At 61.9% G+C, this 20,086-nt stretch carries 15 protein-coding genes; 14 read left to right on the top strand and 1 reads right to left on the bottom strand.

The window, feature by feature from the left end:
• The first annotated feature begins 11 nt into the window (after positions 1-11).
• From ubiB to SB822_RS08020, 13 genes are all read left to right on the top strand, one after another.
• The gene (ubiB, locus tag SB822_RS08080; protein ID WP_007579762.1) at positions 12-1,595 is read left to right on the top strand and encodes a ubiquinone biosynthesis regulatory protein kinase UbiB; all 1,584 of its coding nucleotides are present in this window, start codon (positions 12-14) and stop codon (positions 1,593-1,595) included.
• A 22-nt stretch (positions 1,596-1,617) separates the two neighbouring features.
• Positions 1,618-2,265, top strand: a complete 648-nt coding sequence (locus SB822_RS08075) for a thiopurine S-methyltransferase (protein ID WP_090835948.1) — start codon at positions 1,618-1,620, stop codon at positions 2,263-2,265.
• A 1,249-nt stretch (positions 2,266-3,514) separates the two neighbouring features.
• Positions 3,515-5,215 (top strand): group II intron reverse transcriptase/maturase, encoded by a 1,701-nt coding sequence (gene ltrA / locus SB822_RS08070; protein ID WP_410854447.1) that lies wholly within the window; start codon positions 3,515-3,517, stop codon positions 5,213-5,215.
• 132 nt (positions 5,216-5,347) lie between these two features.
• Positions 5,348-5,707, top strand: a complete 360-nt coding sequence (locus SB822_RS08065) for an FmdB family zinc ribbon protein (protein ID WP_086918014.1) — start codon at positions 5,348-5,350, stop codon at positions 5,705-5,707.
• 67 nt (positions 5,708-5,774) lie between these two features.
• Entirely contained in the window at positions 5,775-6,431 is a 657-nt protein-coding gene (locus tag SB822_RS08060; protein WP_079497998.1) for a DUF502 domain-containing protein, read from the top strand.
• Positions 6,432-6,503: 72 nt separating this feature from the next.
• Complete coding sequence (aspS, locus tag SB822_RS08055) at positions 6,504-8,303, top strand: aspartate--tRNA ligase (protein WP_090835950.1); 1,800 nt, start codon at positions 6,504-6,506, stop codon at positions 8,301-8,303.
• A gap of 174 nt (positions 8,304-8,477) precedes the next feature.
• Positions 8,478-8,954 (top strand): dihydroneopterin triphosphate diphosphatase, encoded by a 477-nt coding sequence (gene nudB / locus SB822_RS08050; protein ID WP_079500071.1) that lies wholly within the window; start codon positions 8,478-8,480, stop codon positions 8,952-8,954.
• On the top strand, positions 8,951-10,213 hold the full coding sequence (gene clsB, locus SB822_RS08045; RefSeq protein WP_007579773.1) for a cardiolipin synthase ClsB: 1,263 nt from the start codon (positions 8,951-8,953) through the stop codon (positions 10,211-10,213). The genes nudB and clsB overlap by 4 nt, the downstream gene beginning before the upstream one ends.
• A 239-nt stretch (positions 10,214-10,452) precedes the next feature.
• The gene (locus tag SB822_RS08040) at positions 10,453-11,058 is read left to right on the top strand and encodes a TetR/AcrR family transcriptional regulator (protein ID WP_007579775.1); all 606 of its coding nucleotides are present in this window, start codon (positions 10,453-10,455) and stop codon (positions 11,056-11,058) included.
• 94 nt (positions 11,059-11,152) lie between these two features.
• Positions 11,153-12,940 carry an acyl-CoA dehydrogenase C-terminal domain-containing protein gene (locus tag SB822_RS08035; RefSeq protein ID WP_090835951.1) on the top strand — a complete coding sequence of 596 codons (1,788 nt, stop codon included), beginning with the start codon at positions 11,153-11,155 and terminating at the stop codon, positions 12,938-12,940.
• Positions 12,941-13,066: 126 nt separating this feature from the next.
• On the top strand, positions 13,067-15,502 hold the full coding sequence (locus SB822_RS08030) for a 3-hydroxyacyl-CoA dehydrogenase/enoyl-CoA hydratase family protein (RefSeq protein WP_090835952.1): 2,436 nt from the start codon (positions 13,067-13,069) through the stop codon (positions 15,500-15,502).
• A gap of 113 nt (positions 15,503-15,615) precedes the next feature.
• Entirely contained in the window at positions 15,616-16,815 is a 1,200-nt protein-coding gene (locus SB822_RS08025; protein ID WP_007579783.1) for an acetyl-CoA C-acyltransferase, read from the top strand.
• An 894-nt stretch (positions 16,816-17,709) separates the two neighbouring features.
• Positions 17,710-18,474 carry an enoyl-CoA hydratase gene (locus SB822_RS08020; RefSeq protein ID WP_007579785.1) on the top strand — a complete coding sequence of 255 codons (765 nt, stop codon included), beginning with the start codon at positions 17,710-17,712 and terminating at the stop codon, positions 18,472-18,474.
• Positions 18,475-18,495: 21 nt separating this feature from the next.
• Here SB822_RS08020 and fdhD read toward each other — a convergent pair whose 3' ends face one another.
• On the bottom strand, positions 18,496-19,317 hold the full coding sequence (gene fdhD, locus SB822_RS08015) for a formate dehydrogenase accessory sulfurtransferase FdhD (RefSeq protein ID WP_007745223.1): 822 nt from the start codon (positions 19,315-19,317) through the stop codon (positions 18,496-18,498).
• A gap of 116 nt (positions 19,318-19,433) precedes the next feature.
• Between fdhD and SB822_RS08010 the strand changes: the two genes are divergently transcribed.
• Positions 19,434-19,910 (top strand): nitrate reductase associated protein, encoded by a 477-nt coding sequence (locus tag SB822_RS08010; protein ID WP_007579789.1) that lies wholly within the window; start codon positions 19,434-19,436, stop codon positions 19,908-19,910.
• The last annotated feature ends 176 nt before the right edge of the window (positions 19,911-20,086 follow it).

Raw genomic sequence — 20,086 nt, 5'->3', positions numbered from 1 at the left:
CGGGCTCAACCATGCGTTTTCTGCGTTTCCTCAAGATTTTCTTTACCGTCATCCGCTTCGGGCTGGACGAGATGATGCTGAGCCGCATCAACGACCGCCGCGTGCGGATGTTGCTGCGTATCACCACGATCGGCCGGAAGTTCGACCAGCCGCCGGGCGTGCGGCTGCGTCTTGCGCTCGAAAGTCTCGGGCCGATTTTCGTGAAGTTCGGCCAGGTGCTGTCAACGCGCCGCGACCTCCTGCGTCCCGACATCGCCAGCGAGCTTGCCAAGCTGCAGGACCAGGTGCCGCCGTTCGATTCGGCGGTGGCGATCGCGATCATCGAAAAGTCGCTCGGCGCGCCCGTCGATACGATCTTCGACGACTTCGAGCGCGTACCCGTGGCGAGCGCGTCGATTGCGCAGGTTCACTTCGCGACCTTGAAGACGGGCCAGCACGCCGGTAAGCAGGTCGCCGTGAAGGTGCTGCGGCCGAACATGCTGCCTGTGATCGATTCCGATCTCGCGCTGCTGCGCGACATCGCCGTGTGGGCGGAGCGTCTGTGGGCGGACGGCAAGCGCCTGAAGCCGCGCGAAGTGGTCGCGGAATTCGACAAGTATCTGCACGACGAGCTCGACCTGATGCGCGAAGCCGCGAACGGCAGCCAGCTGCGGCGTAACTTCGCGGGCCTCGATCTGCTGCTCGTGCCGGAGATGTACTGGGAGTACTGCACGGCGAACGTGCTCGTGATGGAACGGATGGTCGGCGTGCCGATCAGCCAGGTCGATACGCTGCGGGCGGCGGGCGTCGATATTCCGAAGCTCGCGCGCGAGGGCGTCGAGATTTTCTTCACGCAGGTGTTCCGCGACGGCTTTTTCCACGCGGACATGCACCCAGGCAACATTCAGGTCAGTCTCGATCCGGTGCACTTCGGCCGGTATATCGCGCTGGATTTCGGCATCATCGGCGCGCTGTCGGACTTCGATAAGAACTATCTCGCGCAGAACTTTCTCGCGTTCTTCAAGCGTGACTATCACCGCGTTGCGACGCTGCATCTGGAGTCTGGCTGGGTGCCGCCCACGACGCGCGTCGAAGAACTGGAAAGCGCGATCCGCGCGGTCTGCGAGCCGTATTTCGATCGCGCGCTGAAAGACATTTCTCTTGGCCAGGTGCTGATGCGGCTCTTCTCGACGTCGCGCCGCTTCAACGTGGAAATCCAGCCGCAACTCGTGCTGCTGCAGAAGACGATGCTGAACGTCGAAGGGCTGGGCCGTTCACTCGATCCCGAACTCGACTTGTGGAAGACCGCGAAGCCGTATCTGGAACGCTGGATGAACGAGCAGATCGGCGCGAAAGGCTGGTACGAGCGGCTGAAGATCGAGGCGCCGCAGTGGAGCAAGACGCTGCCGCAACTGCCGCGGCTGATCCATCACATGCTGGCGCAGCGTCACGACGCGCAGCAGCGTGGTATCAACGACGAAACCATCCGCCAGATTCTGCTGGAGCAAAAGCGCACGAACCGGCTGCTGCAAGGTCTGCTGATGTTCGGCGTGGCCGTGGGCGTCGGTGCCGTGCTGGCGCGCGCATGGCTCGCCATCGCTTACGGCGGCTATTGAACACGTTTCACGAGATCTATCGATGAGCGATCCCAAGCCGAATGTTTCTCCCGCGCCGCCAGCTTTCGAAAGCCGCGATCCGAACGCGCCCGGCTTCTGGGACGAACGCTTCGAACGCGGTTTCACGCCGTGGGATCAGGCGGGCGTGCCGTCGGCGTTCAAGGCGTTCGTCGAGCGGCACGCGCCGATGCCGGTGCTCATCCCCGGCTGCGGCAGCGCGTACGAAGCGTGGTGGCTCGCCGAGAAAGGCTGGACGCTTCGGGCGATCGACTTTGCGGCCCATGCTGTCGAAGCCGCGCGCGCTCAACTAGGCGCGCATGCGAGCCTCGTCGAACAAGCGGATTTCTTCACGTACACGCCGCCATTCGAGCCGGGCTGGATCTACGAGCGGGCATTTTTGTGCGCGCTCCCGCCGTCGCGGCGCGGGGACTGGCTGGCGCGCATGGCTGAACTCTTGCCCGCGGGCGGATTGCTCGCTGGCTTCTTTTTCATCGGCGAGGGCTCGCCGAAAGGCTCGCCAAAAGGCCCGCCGTTCATCATCGAGCGCGCCGAACTCGACGCGCTGCTGTCGGCCCATTTCGAGTTGCTGGAAGACGAACCCGTCGACGACTCGATCCCCGTCTTCGCCGGACGCGAGCGCTGGCTGACCTTGCGTCGGCGCGGTGCATAGACGCGGCAAGGGCTTGATTCCCGACTCCGCCGACCTCATCTAAAGTGTGGCGGCTGCGTCGGCCGTTCCACCCCGAATTCCGGGGCGTGCCATTGTTTGCGGCTATAATTCAAGGCTTTGGTGCGACACGCACGCTCGTGTCCGGGTAGTCCCAACGTAAGGGACATCGACTAGCGGTAAAGGAGGCGTCAGTACGAGCTTGACCGACCGCGAAGGTGCCACGCGGAGCATCGGGAAGGGGCGCGAGTCCCTCGACGCAACTGCTCAGAAGTGGGGCATCTGTTTTAGCGAAGCGGGACCGGTAGTGGTATGCCGGATCTCGTTCCGACGAGGCTCGGTATGTCACATTATCTGAGACCTCGCATTGCATTGACCTGATTACCGTTAGGTCTCCGCCCTGTCAGCGGCTTCACCTCCGCCGACTGGGTGGGGTGTTGTATGCATTTTCCTGCGCCCTCCACGGCAAGGGATTTCGCGAACCGACATGAGCGTATAGCTCGGTGTGTCATTGTCCGCTCTGAACCCTCGGGTGCAGATAGAGGACCTGCTGTACGACCAGCAGTAGCTTAAGAGGACATGCGTCACTGGCAACGGTGGGGTATGAAGCTTCTCTGACAATAGGTCCCGGGTTAACCGGTGGGTGCGAATCGTGAGATTAGCGCCTGGATTCTCCCAGCAGCGAGGGGGTTGAGACCTTAAGCTGGCTGATATGGCTAACGTATGTGAACTGCTGATAAACCTCGTAAGAATTGTGGTGCTGAAGCTGCTACGGCATCAACCAAAAGGTGTGTGGTTGGATAACTCGCTCAAAGCTCGGGTTACGTCGTCGTTAAACCACCGGGGGAGAGGCAGAGCCTAAGTCAGTCGTGTGACGTGCCGGGAACGTGGTAAGCCTGTACGGTTGCCCGCGCATTCTGGCGGGCAGGCGAACCGCAAGGGACGCTGTGGATTGTGCAGGTATGGGAGGACGGAGCAAGCGAATGCCGGGCTGTAATGGTCCGGATAGGGATTGAAACATCATCCCACGCGAAAGCGGGCAGACTTCCGTCTGGTCTACCGTCGCAAGACGGCTGACTACCCTCTGTGACTTGGTTAGATGCGGGTGCGTCCGCCCGTATTGAGTTGTTTGTCCGAGACGTGGGCGCTTGCGCACACGTTGAGGTTTTTCTTGTTCCCCAGCGGGGTGTGTCTTCCCCGCTGGGGGAGATGCGCCTTCTACCGGGGACCTAATCCAAGGTAGGAGAGCAGCATGAGAGTATCTGGTCGAAAGACTGGGTCTGCGCTTTCCCACGTGCCTGACAACTGGTACGCCGTAGATTGGCGTCGGGTAGAAAGGAACGTGAGAGGGATGCAGATTCGAATTGCGAAGGCGACGCGGGAAGGCGACTGGCGCCGGGTGAAAGCCCTGCAACGGATGTTGACCCGCACGTTGTCCGCAAAGTTGTGTGCGGTGCGACGTGTTACGCAGAACCAGGGTGCACGAACGGCTGGTGTCGATTGTGAACTTTGGGACTCGCCTGAGAGCCGGTGGGCAGCCATCGGCAAGTTGAAGCGGCGCGGATATAAGTCTCTGCCCTTACGGAGAGTCTTTATCCCAAAGGCCAATGGGAAAGAACGCCCTCTGGGCATTCCGACCATGCGGGACAGGGCGATGCAAGCCCTGCATCTGCTGGCCCTTGAGCCTGTGGCTGAGTCGACGAGCGACCCGAATTCGTATGGATTCAGGATCAACCGCTCTACGGCTGACGCCATGGCCCAGATACGTGTTTGCACGTCCCGGAAGGATTCGTCCCGATGGGTACTGGAAGCCGATATCCAAGGGTTCTTTGACAACATCAATCACGACTGGCTGATTAACCATGTCCCAATGGACAGGGAAATCCTGCGGAAGTGGTTGAAAGCTGGCCTGATTTATCAGGGTCAGCTTCAGGCGACTGAGGCCGGTACGCCTCAGGGAGGGATCATCTCCCCAACGCTGGCAAATGTGACGCTGAACGGGCTGGAACGGGACCTGATAACACACCTGCGTGTGAAGTTCGGAATCGGGAAGGCGAAGGGCCTGAAAGTCAACGTGGTGCGATATGCGGACGACTTCGTGATCACTGGTGTCTCGAAAGAGATACTGGAGCAGGAAGTCAGGCCTTGGGTGGAAGCATTCCTCGCTGCTAGAGGTTTGCAGCTCTCGGAGCAGAAAACGCAGATCACGCATATAGATGACGGGTTCGATTTCCTTGGGTGGCATTTTCGGAAGTACTCGGGAACGCTCCTCATCAAGCCGAGTCGGAAGAACGCGCATGCGTTTTACCGCAAGGTGGCGGATACGATCAGCAGCAACAAGACGGTCACGCAAGCGAATCTGATTCGCCTGTTGAACCCAATGTTGCGCGGATGGGCGCAGTATCACCATCGCGTCTCAGCCAAGCAGACGTACAGCCGCATGGAGTATCTGATCTTTGGCAGGCTCTGGCGGTGGTCTAAGCGAAGGCACCCAAAGAAGACAACCGCGTGGGTGAGAACGAAGTACTTTCACTCGGTTGGGAGTCGGCAGTGGGTGTTTGGTGTCCCTGTGGTTCGTGAGGATGGTACGAGGACGATACAAGAGTTGTACTCGCTAAGTGGTACAACTATCCGGTACCCCACCAAGATTCAAGGCGAATTCAACCCCTTTGATCCAACGTGGGAGCAATACAGCGAGAAGTTGCGACAGGATCGCATGTGGGACTTAATGCGCTACCGGAAGCAATGGGCGCGGTTGTACATGTCACAGAGTGGGCTTTGCGCACACTGCGGCTGCGCCTTGACTGAGGAAACGGGCTGGCATGACCATCATCTTGAATATCGGATGCATGGCGGCTCTGACGCTCTGTCAAATCGTGTATTGCTACACCCTCATTGCCATCAGCAGGTTCATGCCCGTGGTACGGTTGTAACTAAGCCGGTCCTGCACTAGCAGGACTTTGTTTTGTAGGCTCGAGCTGTATGCGGGGAAACTCGCACGTACAGTTCCTAGGGGGCCCCTTTTCCGAGAGGAAAGGGGGCTACCCTACCAAGCGTTCAAAGAGTTTTCAGTAGGGACAAGGTCATGCCGATCTACGCTTATCGTTGCGAGTCATGCGGCTTCGCGAAGGACGTGCTCCAGAAAATGAGCGACGCCCCGTTGACGCAATGCCCGGAGTGCGGAACCGATGCTTTCCGCAAACAGGTCACCGCCGCCGGCTTCCAGCTGAAGGGTTCGGGCTGGTACGTCACGGACTTCCGCGGCGGCAATTCGGGCAACAAGTCGGGCGACGCTGCCAGCAATGCCCCGGACGCGTCGGCGTCCAAAACGGACAGCAAGCCGGAGGCGACGGGTTCGTCCGACAGCGCAGCCTCCACGACTACGCCGGCTGCCGCGCCGACACCGGCAGCGGCGCCCGCTCCCGCGAGCGGCTCGGGCACCTAGCAGTTTCGCCACCTCAGGGTGACGTAGACGCCGCGCAATGCAGTCGCGCGGATTTCTGGCGGTATACATGACGACGAAAAAGACGACGCTCAAATCGGTGTTCCTGACTGGCCTGCTGGTGCTGGTGCCTCTTGCCATCACGCTGTGGGTGCTCGGCCTGATCATCGGCACGATGGATCAGACGCTGCTGCTGCTGCCCCGTTCGTGGCAACCGGAGCGGATGCTCGGCTTCCGCCTGCCGGGTCTCGGCGCCGTGTTGACGCTCGCTTTCATTTTTGTTGTCGGTCTATTGACGCAGAACTTCGTCGGGCAGAAGCTGGTCGGCTGGTGGGAACTGATCGTCGCGCGCATTCCCGTCGTCGGCCCGATCTACACCAGCGTCAAGCAGGTGTCCGACACGCTGCTGTCGTCGAGCGGTAATGCGTTTCGCAAGGCGCTGCTGATCGAATACCCGCGTAAAGGCTCCTACACCATCGGGTTTCTGACGGGCATCCCCGGCGGCGACGTCGTCAACCATCTCAAGGAAGAGCACGTCAGCGTGTATGTGCCGACCACGCCGAACCCGACGTCCGGCTTCTTCCTGATGGTGCCGAAAAGCGAAGTGATCGAGCTCGACATGAGCGTCGACGCCGCACTCAAGTACATCGTCTCGATGGGCGTCGTTGCTCCGCCCGCGAATCAGCCGGCGCCGGAGCGCCGCACGACCGTCGAGCCACCGCTGTAATGCCGGTTCGCGCCGCCGGCCATGCCGTGCGGCGCGCGCCGTTCAACCAATGCAAAACGAAAGACAAACATCATGTCGATGAGATCTGAATACTGCGGTCTGGTGACCGAACACCTGCTGGGTCAAACTGTGTCGCTGTGCGGCTGGGTGAGCCGGCGCCGCGACCATGGCGGCGTTATCTTCATCGACCTGCGCGACCGCGAAGGCCTCGTTCAGGTCGTCTGCGACCCGGACCGCGCTGAGATGTTCAAGACGGCCGAAGGCGTGCGCAACGAATTCTGCGTCCAGGTGAAGGGCGTCGTGCGCAACCGTCCGGAAGGCACGACCAACGCCAGCCTGACGAGCGGCAAGATCGAAGTGCTGTGCCACGAGCTGAACGTGCTGAACGCGTCGGTCACGCCGCCGTTCCAGCTCGACGACGACAACCTGTCGGAAACCACGCGCCTCACGCACCGCGTGCTGGACCTGCGTCGTCCGCAGATGCAACACAACCTGCGCCTGCGTTATCGCGTGACGATGGAAGTGCGCAAGTACCTGGATTCGCGCGGCTTCATCGACATCGAAACGCCGATGCTGACCAAGAGCACGCCGGAAGGCGCGCGCGACTACCTCGTGCCGTCGCGTACCAACCCGGGCCAGTTCTTCGCTCTGCCGCAGTCGCCGCAGCTGTTCAAGCAGCTGTTGATGGTCGCGAACTTCGACCGTTACTACCAGATCGTCAAGTGCTTCCGCGACGAAGACCTGCGCGCCGACCGTCAGCCGGAATTCACGCAGATCGACTGCGAAACGTCGTTCCTGGGCGAGCAGGAAATCCGTGATCTGTTCGAAGACATGACGCGTCATGTGTTCAAGGAAACGATCGGCGTCGAACTGGACGCGAAGTTCGCCGTGATGCCGTACTCGGAAGCGATGCGCCGTTTCGGTTCGGACAAGCCGGACCTGCGCGTCAAGCTCGAGTTCACCGAACTGACGGACGCAATGAAGGACGTCGACTTCAAGGTGTTCAGCACGCCCGCGAACACGAAGGACGGCCGCGTCGCGGCGCTGCGCGTGCCGAAGGGCAGCGAGCTGTCGCGTGGCGACATTGACAGCTACACGGAATTCGTGCGTATCTACGGCGCGAAGGGTCTGGCGTGGATCAAGATCAACGAAGTGGCGAAGGGCCGTGACGGCCTGCAAAGCCCGATCGTCAAGAACCTGCACGATGCGGCCATCTCGGCGATCATCGAGCGCACGGGCGCGCAGGACGGCGACATCATTTTCTTCGCGGCGGATCGTGCGAAGGTCGTCAACGACAGCCTCGGCGCGCTGCGTCTGAAGATCGGCCATTCGGAGTTCGGCAAGGCCAACGGTCTGGTCGAGAAGGGCTGGAAGCCGCTGTGGGTCGTCGATTTCCCGATGTTCGAATACGACGAGGAAGAAAACCGCTACGTCGCCGCGCACCATCCGTTCACGAGCCCGAAGGACGAGCACCTCGAGTATCTGGAAACGGACCCGGGCCGCTGCCTCGCAAAGGCTTATGACATCGTGCTGAACGGTTGGGAAATCGGCGGCGGTTCGGTGCGTATCTTCCAGGAAGACGTGCAGAGCAAGGTGTTCCGCGCGCTGAAGATCGGCGCGGAAGAAGCGCGTCTGAAGTTCGGCTTCCTGCTGGACGCGCTGCAGTACGGCGCGCCGCCGCACGGCGGTATCGCGTTCGGTCTGGACCGCATCGTCACGATGATGGCGGGCGCAGACTCGATCCGTGACGTGATCGCGTTCCCGAAGACGCAGCGCGCGCAGGATCTGCTCACGCAGGCGCCGAGCGAAGTCGACGAGCGTCAGTTGCGCGAACTGCACATCCGCCTGCGTCAGCCCGAGCAGAAAGCGTAAATGTGACCGTTTGCGCGGTTGCGTCGTTAAAACAACGACGTGCCCGCGAAACCACTAGCGAAAAAGGCGCGTTATGCGCCTTTTTCGCTTTTTGCGTTACAGTCGTTGTAAGCTCTGCCGTCCGACATGCAATCGCGCGGTCCAGTCAGTAAAACCGCGCCCCGCTTTATCACCATGCCGAAACCGCCGAAGATTCCGGAATCCGTACTCGTCGTCATTCATACGCCCGATCTCGACGTGCTGCTCATCGAACGAGCCGACCGGGAGGCGTTCTGGCAATCCGTGACGGGTTCGAAGGATCACATCGACGAACCGATCGGCGAGACGGCTATCCGCGAAGTGGCGGAAGAGACGGGCATCGTGATTGGCGGCGAGGTCGTGCCGCGTGAGGCGCTCGTCGACTGGCATCACCATATCGACTTCGAAATTTTCCCGACCTGGCGTCACCGTTATGCGGAAGGCGTCACGCTCAACACCGAGCACTGGTTCAGCCTGCAGGTGCCGCAGCGTCTCGAAGTGACGCTGGCGCCGCTCGAGCACACCGCGCATCTGTGGCTGCCCTGGCAAGAGGCGGCCGAGCGCTGCTTCTCGTGGTCCAACCGCGACGCGATCCTGCAACTGCCGCAACGCGTGAAGGAGCGTTGCCGATGAGCGGCGGCGACGGCCGCCGCTTCGACCGGCTGACACAGCATTTGCCCGGCCGGCGCTACTGGTCCAGGTATCGCTTTTGTTCCGGCAACTCGGTGCGCCTGTTCACGGCGGGCGAGACGTACTTTGCTGCGCTGATCGAACGGATCGACGCGGCGAAAAGCAACGTCGCGCTGGAAACCTACATCTTTTGCGACGACGCCTCCGGCCGTCCCGTCTCCGACGCGCTGGTCCGCGCCGCCACGCGCGGCGTGCGCGTGCGCGTGATCACCGACGGTGTCGGCACCGAACGCCTGCCGATGTTCAACGACTGGCAGGCCGCGGGCATCGAGCATCGCATCTATAACCCGCATATCTTCGGGCGATTCGGCTTCTCGCGTACGCACCGCAAGCTCGCCGTCGTCGACGACGAATTCGGGTATTGCGGCGGCATCAATGTCGTCGACGACTACGATCAGAACGGCACGCGTCTGCCTTACGCGCGCTGGGACTTCGCCGTCGAGCTGGAAGGCCCCGTCGTGGCCGACGTGCTCGAAGCCTTCGACGTGCAGTGGGAGCGCATCCGCATCGGCCATCGTCCGGCGCTCGTGCCGCCGCCCGTCGGTGGCGCGACGCCTCAGGCCGCGACTGAACGCTTCGTGCGCGTGCGCCGCAGCGCCCGTACGGCCGACATGCGCGCGATGGCCGAGCCGTGCGTCGCGTTCGTCGCACGCGACAACTTCGTCAACCGGCGCGCAATCGAAAAGGCGTATCTCACCGCGATCGGACAGGCGCGCTCCGAAGTGCTGCTGGCCAATCCGTACTTCATGCCCGGACGCAAGCTGCGGCGCGCGCTGATCTACGCGGCGCAACGCGGCATCGACGTGCGTCTCGTGATCGGCAGGAAGGAATTCGCGATGCTCGATTACGCGGTGCCGTTCCTGTATCGGACGTTGCTGAAGGCGGGCGTGAAGATCGCCGAATACGAAAAGACGATGCTGCACGGCAAGGTCGCCGTGGTCGATTCGAACTGGGGCACGGTCGGCTCGTCGAATCTCGACGCGCTGAGCCTGATGCTGAACAACGAGGCGAACGTCGTGCTCGTGCTGCACCCTGAGATCGACCAGTTGCGCACCGCGATCGTCGCCGCGTTCGACGAGGGGCGCCGCATCGACGAGAAGCACTATGCGGCGCGTCCCGCCGGCGAGCGTCTGCTGAACTGGTTTGCGTACAACACCTACCGGCTCGCGATGAAGCTGCTGACGGTGGGCGGCTACGATTAAGAGGCGATACAGAAAAAGGCAGACAAAAGCCTATTCATAATAATCAATAATCGGAGACATCTCAGATCAGTTCTGGCAAATGATTCTAAAAATTCCGCATCCTCTTATAGGCGAATGACGGAAAATCAGAACGTGTTAGAAACCCGTTTCTAATAAAGTCCTTGTCTCGCGGACGGTCGCCCACAATAATGGTACGACCGTTCGATTTTTCTTTCGGTCAAATCAGACGGTACACAGCTATGCGAAAAGGCGAACAAACGCGAGCCGCGATTCTCGATGCAGCACTTGATCTGGCAAGCCGCGACGGACTGGAAGGTCTGACGATCGGTCTGCTTGCCGAGCGCATGCAGATGAGCAAGAGCGGAGTGTTCGCGCATTTCGGGTCGCGCGAAGACCTGCAGGTCGAAGTGGTGCGCGAATATCACCGTCGTTTCGAGGACGAGGTGTTTTTCCCGAGTCTGCGCGAACCCCGAGGCTTGCCGCGCTTGCGCGCGATGATCTCGCGCTGGATCGAGAAGCGCATCCAGGAAGTGACGACTGGGTGTATCTACATCAGCGGCGCGGTCGAGTATGACGATCGCGCGGACAGCGCGGTGCGCGAGCAACTGGTCGCGAGCGTCACGATGTGGCGCGCGGCGCTTACGCGAGCCATTTCGCAGGCAATGGACGAAGGGCATCTGCGCGCGGACACCGATCCGCAACTGATGCTTTTCGAACTGTATAGCTTCACGCTCGGCTTGCATCATGACGCACGCTTCCTGCATCTGCCCGATGCCGTGCGCCTGACGTGGGCCGCGCTGGAAAAACTGATTGTTTCGTATCAGAGCGAGAGCGCAAGCCGCTAGCGGAGCTGGGTGGGTCCTCATCGGATGGATCCAGACGGCGCGGAGGCTGGCAGCGGAGCTCGAGCCAACACCTTTGGATTGATTGGAGAGACTCATGGGACAGTACGCCGCGCCGTTGCGCGACATGCAATTCGTATTGCACGAGCTGCTGAACGTCGAAGCCGAGATCAAACAGATGCCGAAGCACGCTGATCTCGATGCCGACACGATCAACCAGGTGCTCGAGGAAGCCGGCAAATTCTGCTCGGAAGTGCTGTTCCCGCTGAACCAGAGCGGCGATCAGGAAGGCTGCAAATACGAAGGCGATGGCGTCGTCACCACGCCGAAGGGCTTCAGGCAAGCGTACCGGCAATACGTCGAGGCGGGCTGGCCCGCGCTCGGCTGCGATCCCGACTTCGGCGGCCAGGGCCTGCCCGCGTTCGTCAACAACGCGGTGTACGAAATGCTGAACTCGGCGAACCAGGCCTGGGCGATGTACCCCGGCCTGTCGCACGGCGCCTACGAGTGCCTGCATGCGCACGGCACGCCGGAGCTGCAGCAGGCCTATCTGCCGAAGCTCGTGTCGGGCGAATGGACGGGCACGATGTGCCTGACCGAGCCGCATTGCGGCACCGACCTCGGCATCCTGCGCACGAAGGCCGAGCCGAATAGCGACGGCTCGTACGCGATCAGCGGCACCAAGATCTTCATTTCCAGCGGCGAGCACGATCTCGCCGAGAACATCGTTCACCTCGTGCTGGCGCGCCTGCCGGATGCGCCGCAAGGCACGAAGGGCATTTCGCTGTTTGTCGTGCCGAAGTTCATACCCGACGCGAACGGCAACCCCGGCGAGCGCAATGGCGCGAAGTGCGGCTCGATCGAACACAAGATGGGCATTCACGGCAACGCGACGTGCGTGATCAATCTCGACAGCGCTAAGGGCTGGCTGGTCGGCGAGCCGAACAAGGGCCTCAACGCGATGTTCGTGATGATGAACGCGGCGCGCCTGGGCGTCGGCATGCAGGGTCTGGGGCTGACGGAAGTCGCGTATCAGAACTCGCTCGTCTACGCGAAGGAGCGTTTGCAGATGCGCTCGTTGACGGGCCCGAAGGCGCCCGAGAAGGCCGCCGATCCGATCATCGTCCATCCCGACGTGCGCCGCATGCTGCTCACGCAGAAGGCCTACGCGGAAGGCGCGCGCGCCTTCACGTACTGGGCCGCGCTGAACATCGACAAGGAGCTGTCGCACGCCGATGAATCCGTGCGCAAGGACGCCGCCGACCTCGTCGCGCTGCTCACGCCCGTCATCAAGGCCTTCCTGACGGACAACGCGTTCGAAGGCACGAACATGGGCATGCAGATCTACGGCGGCCACGGCTTCATCGCCGAGTGGGGCATGGAGCAATACGTGCGCGACGCGCGCATCAACATGATCTACGAAGGCACGAACTCGATTCAGTCGCTCGATCTGCTGGGCCGCAAGGTGCTCGGCGACATGGGTGCGAAGCTCAAGAAGTTCGGCAAGCTGGTGACCGACTTCGTCGAGGAAGAAGGCATCAAGCCGGAGATGCAGGAGTTCGTCAATCCGCTCGCGGATATCGGCGACAAGGTGCAGAAGCTGACGATGGAAATCGGCATGAAGGCAATGCAGAACCCGGACGAAGTCGGCGCCGCGGCCGTGCCGTATCTGCGCACGGTCGGCCACCTGGTGTTCTCGTACTTCTGGGCCCGCATGGCGCGCATCGCGCTCGACAACGAAGCATCCGGTGATCCGTTCTACAAGTCGAAGCTCGCCACCGCGCGCTTTTACTTCGCGAAGTTGCTGCCCGAAACGGCCTCGACGATTCGCGCCGCGCGCGCCGGCTCGAAGACGTTGATGGAAGTCGACGAAGCGCTGTTCTAAAGCCATCGCGAGGCGGCGCACGACAGTCATGCGCCGCCGCCACACTCACACACATACGCCGCGCGCCGCCCATCTAAGCCCGCGCGCGGTGACTCGCGACACCGCATAACGCCCCGGAGGAACGACGTGAGCAATCTGATCATTCGCAAGGTCGCCGTACTCGGCGCCGGCGTGATGGGCGCGCAGATCGCTGCGCACCTGATCAACGCGAAGGTGCCCGTGCTGCTGTTCGACCTGCCAGCCAAAGAAGGCCCGAAGAACGGCATCGCACTGAAGGCGATCGAAAACCTGAAGAAGCTGTCGCCCGCGCCGTTTGGCGTGAAGGACGACGCGCAATACATCCAGCCCGCCAACTACGACGACGACATCGAGAAGCTCGCCGAATGCGACGTGGTGATCGAGGCGATCGCCGAGCGGATGGACTGGAAGCACGACCTGTACAAGAAGGTCTCGCCGCACATCGGCCGAAACGCGATCTTCGCGAGCAACACATCGGGCCTGTCGATCACCGAACTGTCGAACGGGTTCTCCGACGAACTGAAGGCGCGCTTTTGCGGCGTGCACTTCTTCAACCCGCCGCGCTACATGCATCTGGTCGAGCTGATCCCGACCACGGCGACGCGCCCGGAAATCCTCGATCAACTCGAAACCTTCCTGACGAGCGTGGTCGGCAAGGGCGTGGTGCGCGCGAAGGACACGCCGAACTTCATCGCGAACCGCGTCGGCATTTTCTCGATTCTCGCGGTGATCAAGGAAGCCGAGAAGTTCGGTCTGCGCTTCGATGAAGTCGACGATCTGACGGGCAGCCGCCTCGGCCGCGCGAAGTCGGCGACGTTCCGCACGGCGGACGTGGTCGGTCTCGACACGATGGCGCACGTCATCAAGACGATGCAGGACAACCTCACCGACGACCCGTTCTTCCCGGTCTATGAAACGCCTGCCGTACTCGCCGGATTGGTGAAGCAAGGGGCGCTCGGCCAGAAGACGGGCGCGGGCTTCTACAAGAAGGAAGGCAAGGCGATCAAGGTGCTCGACGCGAAGACGGGCAGCTATGTCGATGGCGGTGCGAAGGCGGATGAGCTGGTCGGCCGCATTCTCAAGCGTCCGCCCGCCGAACGCCTGAAGCTGTTGCGCGAATCGCAGCATCCGCAGGCGCAGTTCCTGTGGGCGATCTTCCGCGACGTGTTCCATTACATCGGCGTGCATCTGGAGTCGATCGCCGACAACGCGCGCGACGTCGATCTCGCGATCCGCTGGGGCTTCGGCTGGAACGAAGGTCCGTTCGAGGGCTGGCAGACGGCGGGCTGGAAGCAGATCGCCGAGTGGGTGCAGGAAGACATCGCGGCAGGCAAGGCGTTGTCGAACGCGCCGCTGCCCGTGTGGGTGCTGGAAGGTGCTGTCGCCGAAAAGGGCGGCGTGCATACGAACGAAGGCTCGTGGTCGCCGGCTGAAAAGCGCTTCGTGCCGCGCTCGTCGCTGTCCGTGTACGACAGGCAAGTGTTCCGCGCGCCGCTCGCAGGCGAAACAGGCGCCGATCCGAAGACGTACGGTAAGACTGTGTTCGAGACGGATGCCGTGCGCGCATGGGTCGACGATCGCGCGGGCGAGAACGACGTGTTGATCGTGTCGTTCAAGAGCAAGCTGAACACGATTGGACCGTCGGTGATCGACGGCATCACGCAGGCGATCGATGTCGCCGAGAAGGACTACAAGGCCGTCGTCATCTGGCAACCGACGTCGCTGAAACTCGGCGCGCCGGGCGGCCCGTTCTCGGCGGGCGCGAATCTCGAAGAAGCGATGCCCGCTTTCATGATGGGCGGCGCGAAGGGCATCGAGCCGTTCGTGAAGAAGTTCCAGCAAGGCATGCTGCGCGTGAAGTATTCGAACGTGCCCGTGGTCGCGGCCGTGTCGGGCATCGCGCTCGGCGGCGGGTGCGAGCTGGTGTTGCATAGCGCGAAGCGCGTCGCGCATGTCGAGAGCTATATCGGTCTGGTCGAAGTGGGCGTCGGCCTCGTGCCGGCGGGTGGCGGGCTGAAGGAAGCGGCGTTGCGTGCCGCCGAGGCCGCGACGCAAGTCGGCGCGACCAACGATCTGCTCAAGTTCTTGCAGAAGTCGTTCGAGAACGCGGCGATGGCGAAGGTCTCCGGCTCGGCGCTCGAAGCCCGCGCGATGGGCTACCTGAAGCCGTCTGACACGATCGTCTTCAACGTCTTCGAACTGCTCGACACCGCGAAGAAAGAAGCGCGCGCGCTGGCCGCCGCGGGCTATCGTCCGCCGCTGCGCGTGACGCAGGTGCCTGTCGCCGGACGCTCGGCGATTTCGACGATCAAGGCGTCGCTCGTCAACATGCGCGATGGTCGCTTCATTAGTGAGCACGATTACCTGATCGCGAGCCGCATCGCGGAAGCGGTGTGCGGCGGCGACGTCGAAGCGGGCAGTCTCGTCGATGAAGAATGGCTGCTGGCGCTGGAGCGTCGCGCGTTTGTCGAGTTGCTCGGCACGCAGAAGACGCAGGAACGGATCATGGGCATGCTGCAGACGGGCAAGCCGGTGCGCAACTGATCGATTCGCCATAGGACCAGATTAAGCGCTGAAGCGCTAACTCTGATCGACATGCCATGGGACCAGAGTAAGGCGCTAAACCGCCAACTCTGGTCGACAGGAGAACCTCAAAAATGACCAAGCAATTGCAGGACGCATATATCGTCGCCGCGAGCCGCACACCGATCGGCAAGGCGCCGCGCGGGATGTTCAGGAACACGCGCCCGGACGAACTGCTGGTGCACGCGATCCGCTCGGCTGTCGCGCAGGTGCCGGGCCTCGACACATCGCTGATCGAAGACGCGATTGTCGGCTGCGCGATTCCCGAAGCCGAGCAAGGTTTGAACGTGGCGCGCATGGGCGCGTTGCTGTCCGGCTTGCCGAACACGGTCGGCGGCGTGACGGTGAACCGCTTCTGCGCATCGGGCGTAACGGCGCTCGCGATGGCGGCGGATCGCATTCGCGTCGGCGAATCGGACGTGCTGATCGCGGGCGGTTGCGAATCGATGAGCATGGTGCCGATGATGGGCAACAAGCCGTCGCTGTCGCCGCATATTTTCGATCGCAATGAAGACGTCGGTATTGCGTACGGGATGGGCCTGACGGCCGAGAAGGTTGCGGAGCGCTGGAAGGTGAGCCGCGAGCAGCAGGACCAGTTTTCGGTCGAATCGCATCGCAAGGCGGTTGCTGCGCAACAGGCGGGCGAGTTCGACGACGAGATCGCGGCCTACACGATCACCGAGCGTTTCCCCGATCTCGCGACGGGCGAAGTGAAGGTGAAGACGCGTGAGGTGAGGCTCGATGAAGGTCCGCGCGCGGATACGTCGATGGAAGGGCTTGCGAAGTTGCGCACGGTGTTTGCGAACAAGGGTTCGGTGACGGCGGGAAATAGTTCGCAGACGTCGGATGGGGCGGGCGCGTTGATCGTGGTGTCGGAGAAGATTCTCAAGCAGTTCAATCTGACGCCGTTGGCCAGGTTTGTCAGCTTCGCTGTGCGCGGTGTGCCGCCGGAGATCATGGGGATCGGGCCGAAGGAAGCGATTCCGGCGGCGCTGAAGGCCGCAGGGCTCAAGCAGGACGATATCGACTGGATCGAGCTGAATGAGGCTTTCGCCGCGCAGTCTCTGGCTGTTATCAACGATCTTGGGCTCGATCCGGCGAAGATTAATCCGCTTGGCGGGGCTATTGCGTTGGGGCACCCGCTGGGGGCGACTGGGGCGATTCGTGCCTCTACCGTTGTTCATGGCCTGCGGCGGCGGAATTTGAAGTACGGGATGGTCACGATGTGTGTGGGCACCGGTATGGGTGCGGCTGGGATTATTGAGCGGGTTTGAGTGGTGTGGGGTTTTGCTTGCGGGCCGCTGGTGTATTAGCGGTTCGCATTTGGTTTCGCTGGCATCGGCGATACGGTGTTCGCTGCGCAAAGCTGTTTGGTTTTTGGGTGTTTGCGCTGGCATCCGCGCATTGCGTTCGTGCTTCAGGCGTCGCCCCTGTGCGGGGCGGCACCTACTTTTCTTTGCCGCCGCAAAGAAAAGTAGGCAAAAGAAAGCGGCTAACACCGCCAGCCAGTGTTGCTATCCACGGGCCCCCAACGTCCCCGACCTTCACACGGCAGTGTCCTTGTTTGCGTGCGTTGCCAACGCTTCGAATGAACGCCTCACCCACTTCAAACGCCGGTACATGGGCTAGCGGCGGCGAATGGTTTGCGCCGCCCAGGTGGCAAACTGTGTGTAGGTTGTCGCGGCGTATAAATCGGCGCTCTTACAGGGTGGGACGCTTGCCCTGTCGGTCCGGAGTGAGGCGTGCGGAGCACCTGGGGCCTACACACAGTTTGCCACCTGGGCGGCCGTGGAATATCTGGTACGGCACGCTGCGACGCGGGTGTGTGAGGCGGGTGATGCGTTGGATTGGAGCGTTGGCAACGAACGCGAACAGGAAAGTTGCCGTGTGAAGTGAGGGACCGGTTGGGGGCCCTCAGGCAGGAAGAAGAACTGGCGGTGTTAGCCGCTTTCTTTTGCCTACTTTTCTTTGCGGCGGCAAAGAAAAGTAGGTGCCGCCCCGCACAGGGGCGACGCTTGAAGCACGAAGGCAAAGCGCGGATGCCAGCGCAACCTCAAGCAAACCACACCAGCGTGCGCAGCAAACCCCTTAACCCGGACGCCAGGCGAAAAGGCGAACGGCATCGCAAATGCCAACCGCAGAAGCGCAAAAACATGGAGGAGTGACAAATGGACATCGAAATCACCCGCACGCACGACGTGCTAACAATCGCCTTCGCCCGCCCAGAAAAGAAAAACGCGATCACGGCAGCGATGTACCAAACGATGGCCGACGCGCTGGTCGAAGCGCAACAAGACCCGGCCACCCGCGCGGTGCTCATCCGCGGAAGCGCGGGAATCTTCAGCGCCGGCAACGACCTGGAAGACTTCATGAAGCAACCACCCGTCAGCGACGACGCACCGGTCTTCCAGTTCCTGCGCGCAATCAGCTCAGCGGAAAAACCACTAGTGGCATCAGTGGCCGGCGCAGCCGTAGGAATCGGCACAACGCTGCTGCTGCACTGCGACCTGGTCTACGCCGCCGACACAGCAACCTTCTCACTGCCGTTCGCACAACTGGGCCTGTGCCCGGAAGCCGCATCGTCGCTGCTGCTGCAGCGCGTCGCTGGCTATCAAGGGGCAGCGGAAAAGCTGATGCTCGGCGAACCGTTCGACGCCAAAGAAGCGCAACGCATGGGCTTCGTGAACCGGATCCTGCCTGCGGCAGAAGTGGACGCGTTCGCGCTGCAGCAGGCGCAAAAACTGGCCGCCTTGCCCGCATCGTCGCTCCGCGTGACCAAGCAACTAATGAAACGCGCCGCGCAGCACGAAATCCAGACCCAAATGACCGACGAAGCCGTGCACTTCGCCAAGATGCTGCTCGCACCCGAAGCAAAGGAAGCGTTCAAGGCGTTCTTCGAGAAGCGCAAACCAGACTTCCGCCAGTTCAGCTAAACGGGAAACGAGGCGGCCGCGTCAGACAGTGTCGTAATCGACGTAGCCCGCTTCGCGACAGAAGCTCACCAGCCGCACGCCCGCTTCGCGTGCAATCGTAATCGCCAGCGACGACGGCGCCGAAATCGTCGCGACCATCGGAATGTCGACGCGCGCCGCCTTGCGCACCAGTTCGTAGCTCGCGCGGCTCGACAGAAAGACGAAGCCTTCCTTCGTATCGACGCGATCCAGCGACAGCCGCCCGATCAGCTTGTCGAGCGCGTTGTGACGCCCCACGTCCTCGAACGCATAGTGGATCGCGCCCGTCGCGTCGCACCACGCGGCGGCGTGCAGGCCGCCCGTCATCTTCGTGAGCGCCTGGTGCGCGGGCAGTTCCTTCGCGGCGCGAGCGATTGCATCGGGCGCCAGGCGCTGCAAAAAGCCCGTGTCGGGCACGCGTTCCGGCGCCAGATCGAGCAGATCAATGCTCTCGATTCCGCACACGCCGCAACCCGTGCGGCCCGACAGCGCGCGGCGCTTCTCCTTCAGCGCGACGAACGCCTGCTGCACGACGGTCAATTGCACTTCCGCATGCGGCAATTTGCCGTCGCGGAACTCGACCTCGATGTCCTGAATGTGCGCGCCGCGCTCGACAATCCCTTCCGAAATCGCGAAACCCACCGCGAATTCTTCGAGGTCGCGCGGCGTGCACATCATCACCGCGTGCGAAATGCCGTTGAAGACGAGCGCGACGGGCCACTCCTGGCCGACATGATCGGCGACGCTCTCGACCGCGCCGCCGCGGTGCCGGCGCACCGCCTGCTCAACGATGCCCGGTTGTTCGCCCGTTTCCAGTTCGTTCACCTGCTGACTCCTGCACGAATGCTGCGACCCGGCTTAGGGCCGCCGCGCCGCCAATATGGTTCTAAAATACCTCAGACCGGCATAGCGCGTTGCCCGCCGAACAAGAGGAATCTGTCATGGGACTCAATGATGCGCCCCTGCTGTTCAACTTCGAGGTTGAATCTTCGGAGAATCTGAAATTCATACCGATGGTCGTCCGATTCAATCTCGACCGTTTCGGGCTGCGGATCTCGCTCGAACAATGGCAGATGCTGCCGCACGAAGACCGCGTGCTGCTGGCGCGCTTTCCCGTCGAAGACGACACTGCGATCGAGCCGAACTTCGATCACGCCCTCTTCGAGATGATGCGCACGCACGCGAATATCGAGCCCGAATGGTTCACGCCCGAGGATAACCCGGCATGGCGCGACACTGCAGTCGTGCCGGATACCGTTCTGAATCAGGCCCAGCTCGCCAGTCTGATGGCGCCGAGCGCCACGCAGTGGGCGCGGCTCGAGCCGTTTCAGCGCTACGTGCTCGCCAAACTGTCGCGCAAGACGGCGAGCAACCATGATTTCCTGCCGGCAATGAAGGAATTTGGCCTCGCCAGCTGAATCTGGCGCAAGATTTTTTCGTTTTTGCCCTCAATCTCTTCCGATCGCTGCCGTTATCCAAAGGTTGGCGCGTAAAGCGCTGCGCCCGGCTGCGCTCGTTCGTCCGCGTCGTCCGTGCGCGCCGCATGTGATTGCGCATCTGACTGGCTTCCCGCGCGCCCCCGCCTGCAGGATCG

It is taken from the genome of Paraburkholderia sp. SIMBA_054, from assembly GCF_046534875.1.
Taxonomy (GTDB): Bacteria; Pseudomonadota; Gammaproteobacteria; order Burkholderiales; family Burkholderiaceae; genus Paraburkholderia; species Paraburkholderia hospita.
This window is presented reverse-complemented; position numbering and strand designations above follow the sequence as displayed.

What these genes read in the sequence shown, in the direction of transcription:
- ubiB (WP_007579762.1), top strand. Translation starts at nt 12, where the DNA reads ATGCGTTTTCTGCGTTTCCTCAAGATTTTCTTTACCGTCATCCGCTTC.
- SB822_RS08075 (WP_090835948.1), top strand. Translation starts at nt 1,618, where the DNA reads ATGAGCGATCCCAAGCCGAATGTTTCTCCCGCGCCGCCAGCTTTCGAA.
- ltrA (WP_410854447.1), top strand. Translation starts at nt 3,515, where the DNA reads ATGAGAGTATCTGGTCGAAAGACTGGGTCTGCGCTTTCCCACGTGCCT.
- SB822_RS08065 (WP_086918014.1), top strand. Translation starts at nt 5,348, where the DNA reads ATGCCGATCTACGCTTATCGTTGCGAGTCATGCGGCTTCGCGAAGGAC.
- SB822_RS08060 (WP_079497998.1), top strand. Translation starts at nt 5,775, where the DNA reads ATGACGACGAAAAAGACGACGCTCAAATCGGTGTTCCTGACTGGCCTG.
- aspS (WP_090835950.1), top strand. Translation starts at nt 6,504, where the DNA reads ATGTCGATGAGATCTGAATACTGCGGTCTGGTGACCGAACACCTGCTG.
- nudB (WP_079500071.1), top strand. Translation starts at nt 8,478, where the DNA reads ATGCCGAAACCGCCGAAGATTCCGGAATCCGTACTCGTCGTCATTCAT.
- clsB (WP_007579773.1), top strand. Translation starts at nt 8,951, where the DNA reads ATGAGCGGCGGCGACGGCCGCCGCTTCGACCGGCTGACACAGCATTTG.
- SB822_RS08040 (WP_007579775.1), top strand. Translation starts at nt 10,453, where the DNA reads ATGCGAAAAGGCGAACAAACGCGAGCCGCGATTCTCGATGCAGCACTT.
- SB822_RS08035 (WP_090835951.1), top strand. Translation starts at nt 11,153, where the DNA reads ATGGGACAGTACGCCGCGCCGTTGCGCGACATGCAATTCGTATTGCAC.
- SB822_RS08025 (WP_007579783.1), top strand. Translation starts at nt 15,616, where the DNA reads ATGACCAAGCAATTGCAGGACGCATATATCGTCGCCGCGAGCCGCACA.
- SB822_RS08020 (WP_007579785.1), top strand. Translation starts at nt 17,710, where the DNA reads ATGGACATCGAAATCACCCGCACGCACGACGTGCTAACAATCGCCTTC.
- SB822_RS08010 (WP_007579789.1), top strand. Translation starts at nt 19,434, where the DNA reads ATGGGACTCAATGATGCGCCCCTGCTGTTCAACTTCGAGGTTGAATCT.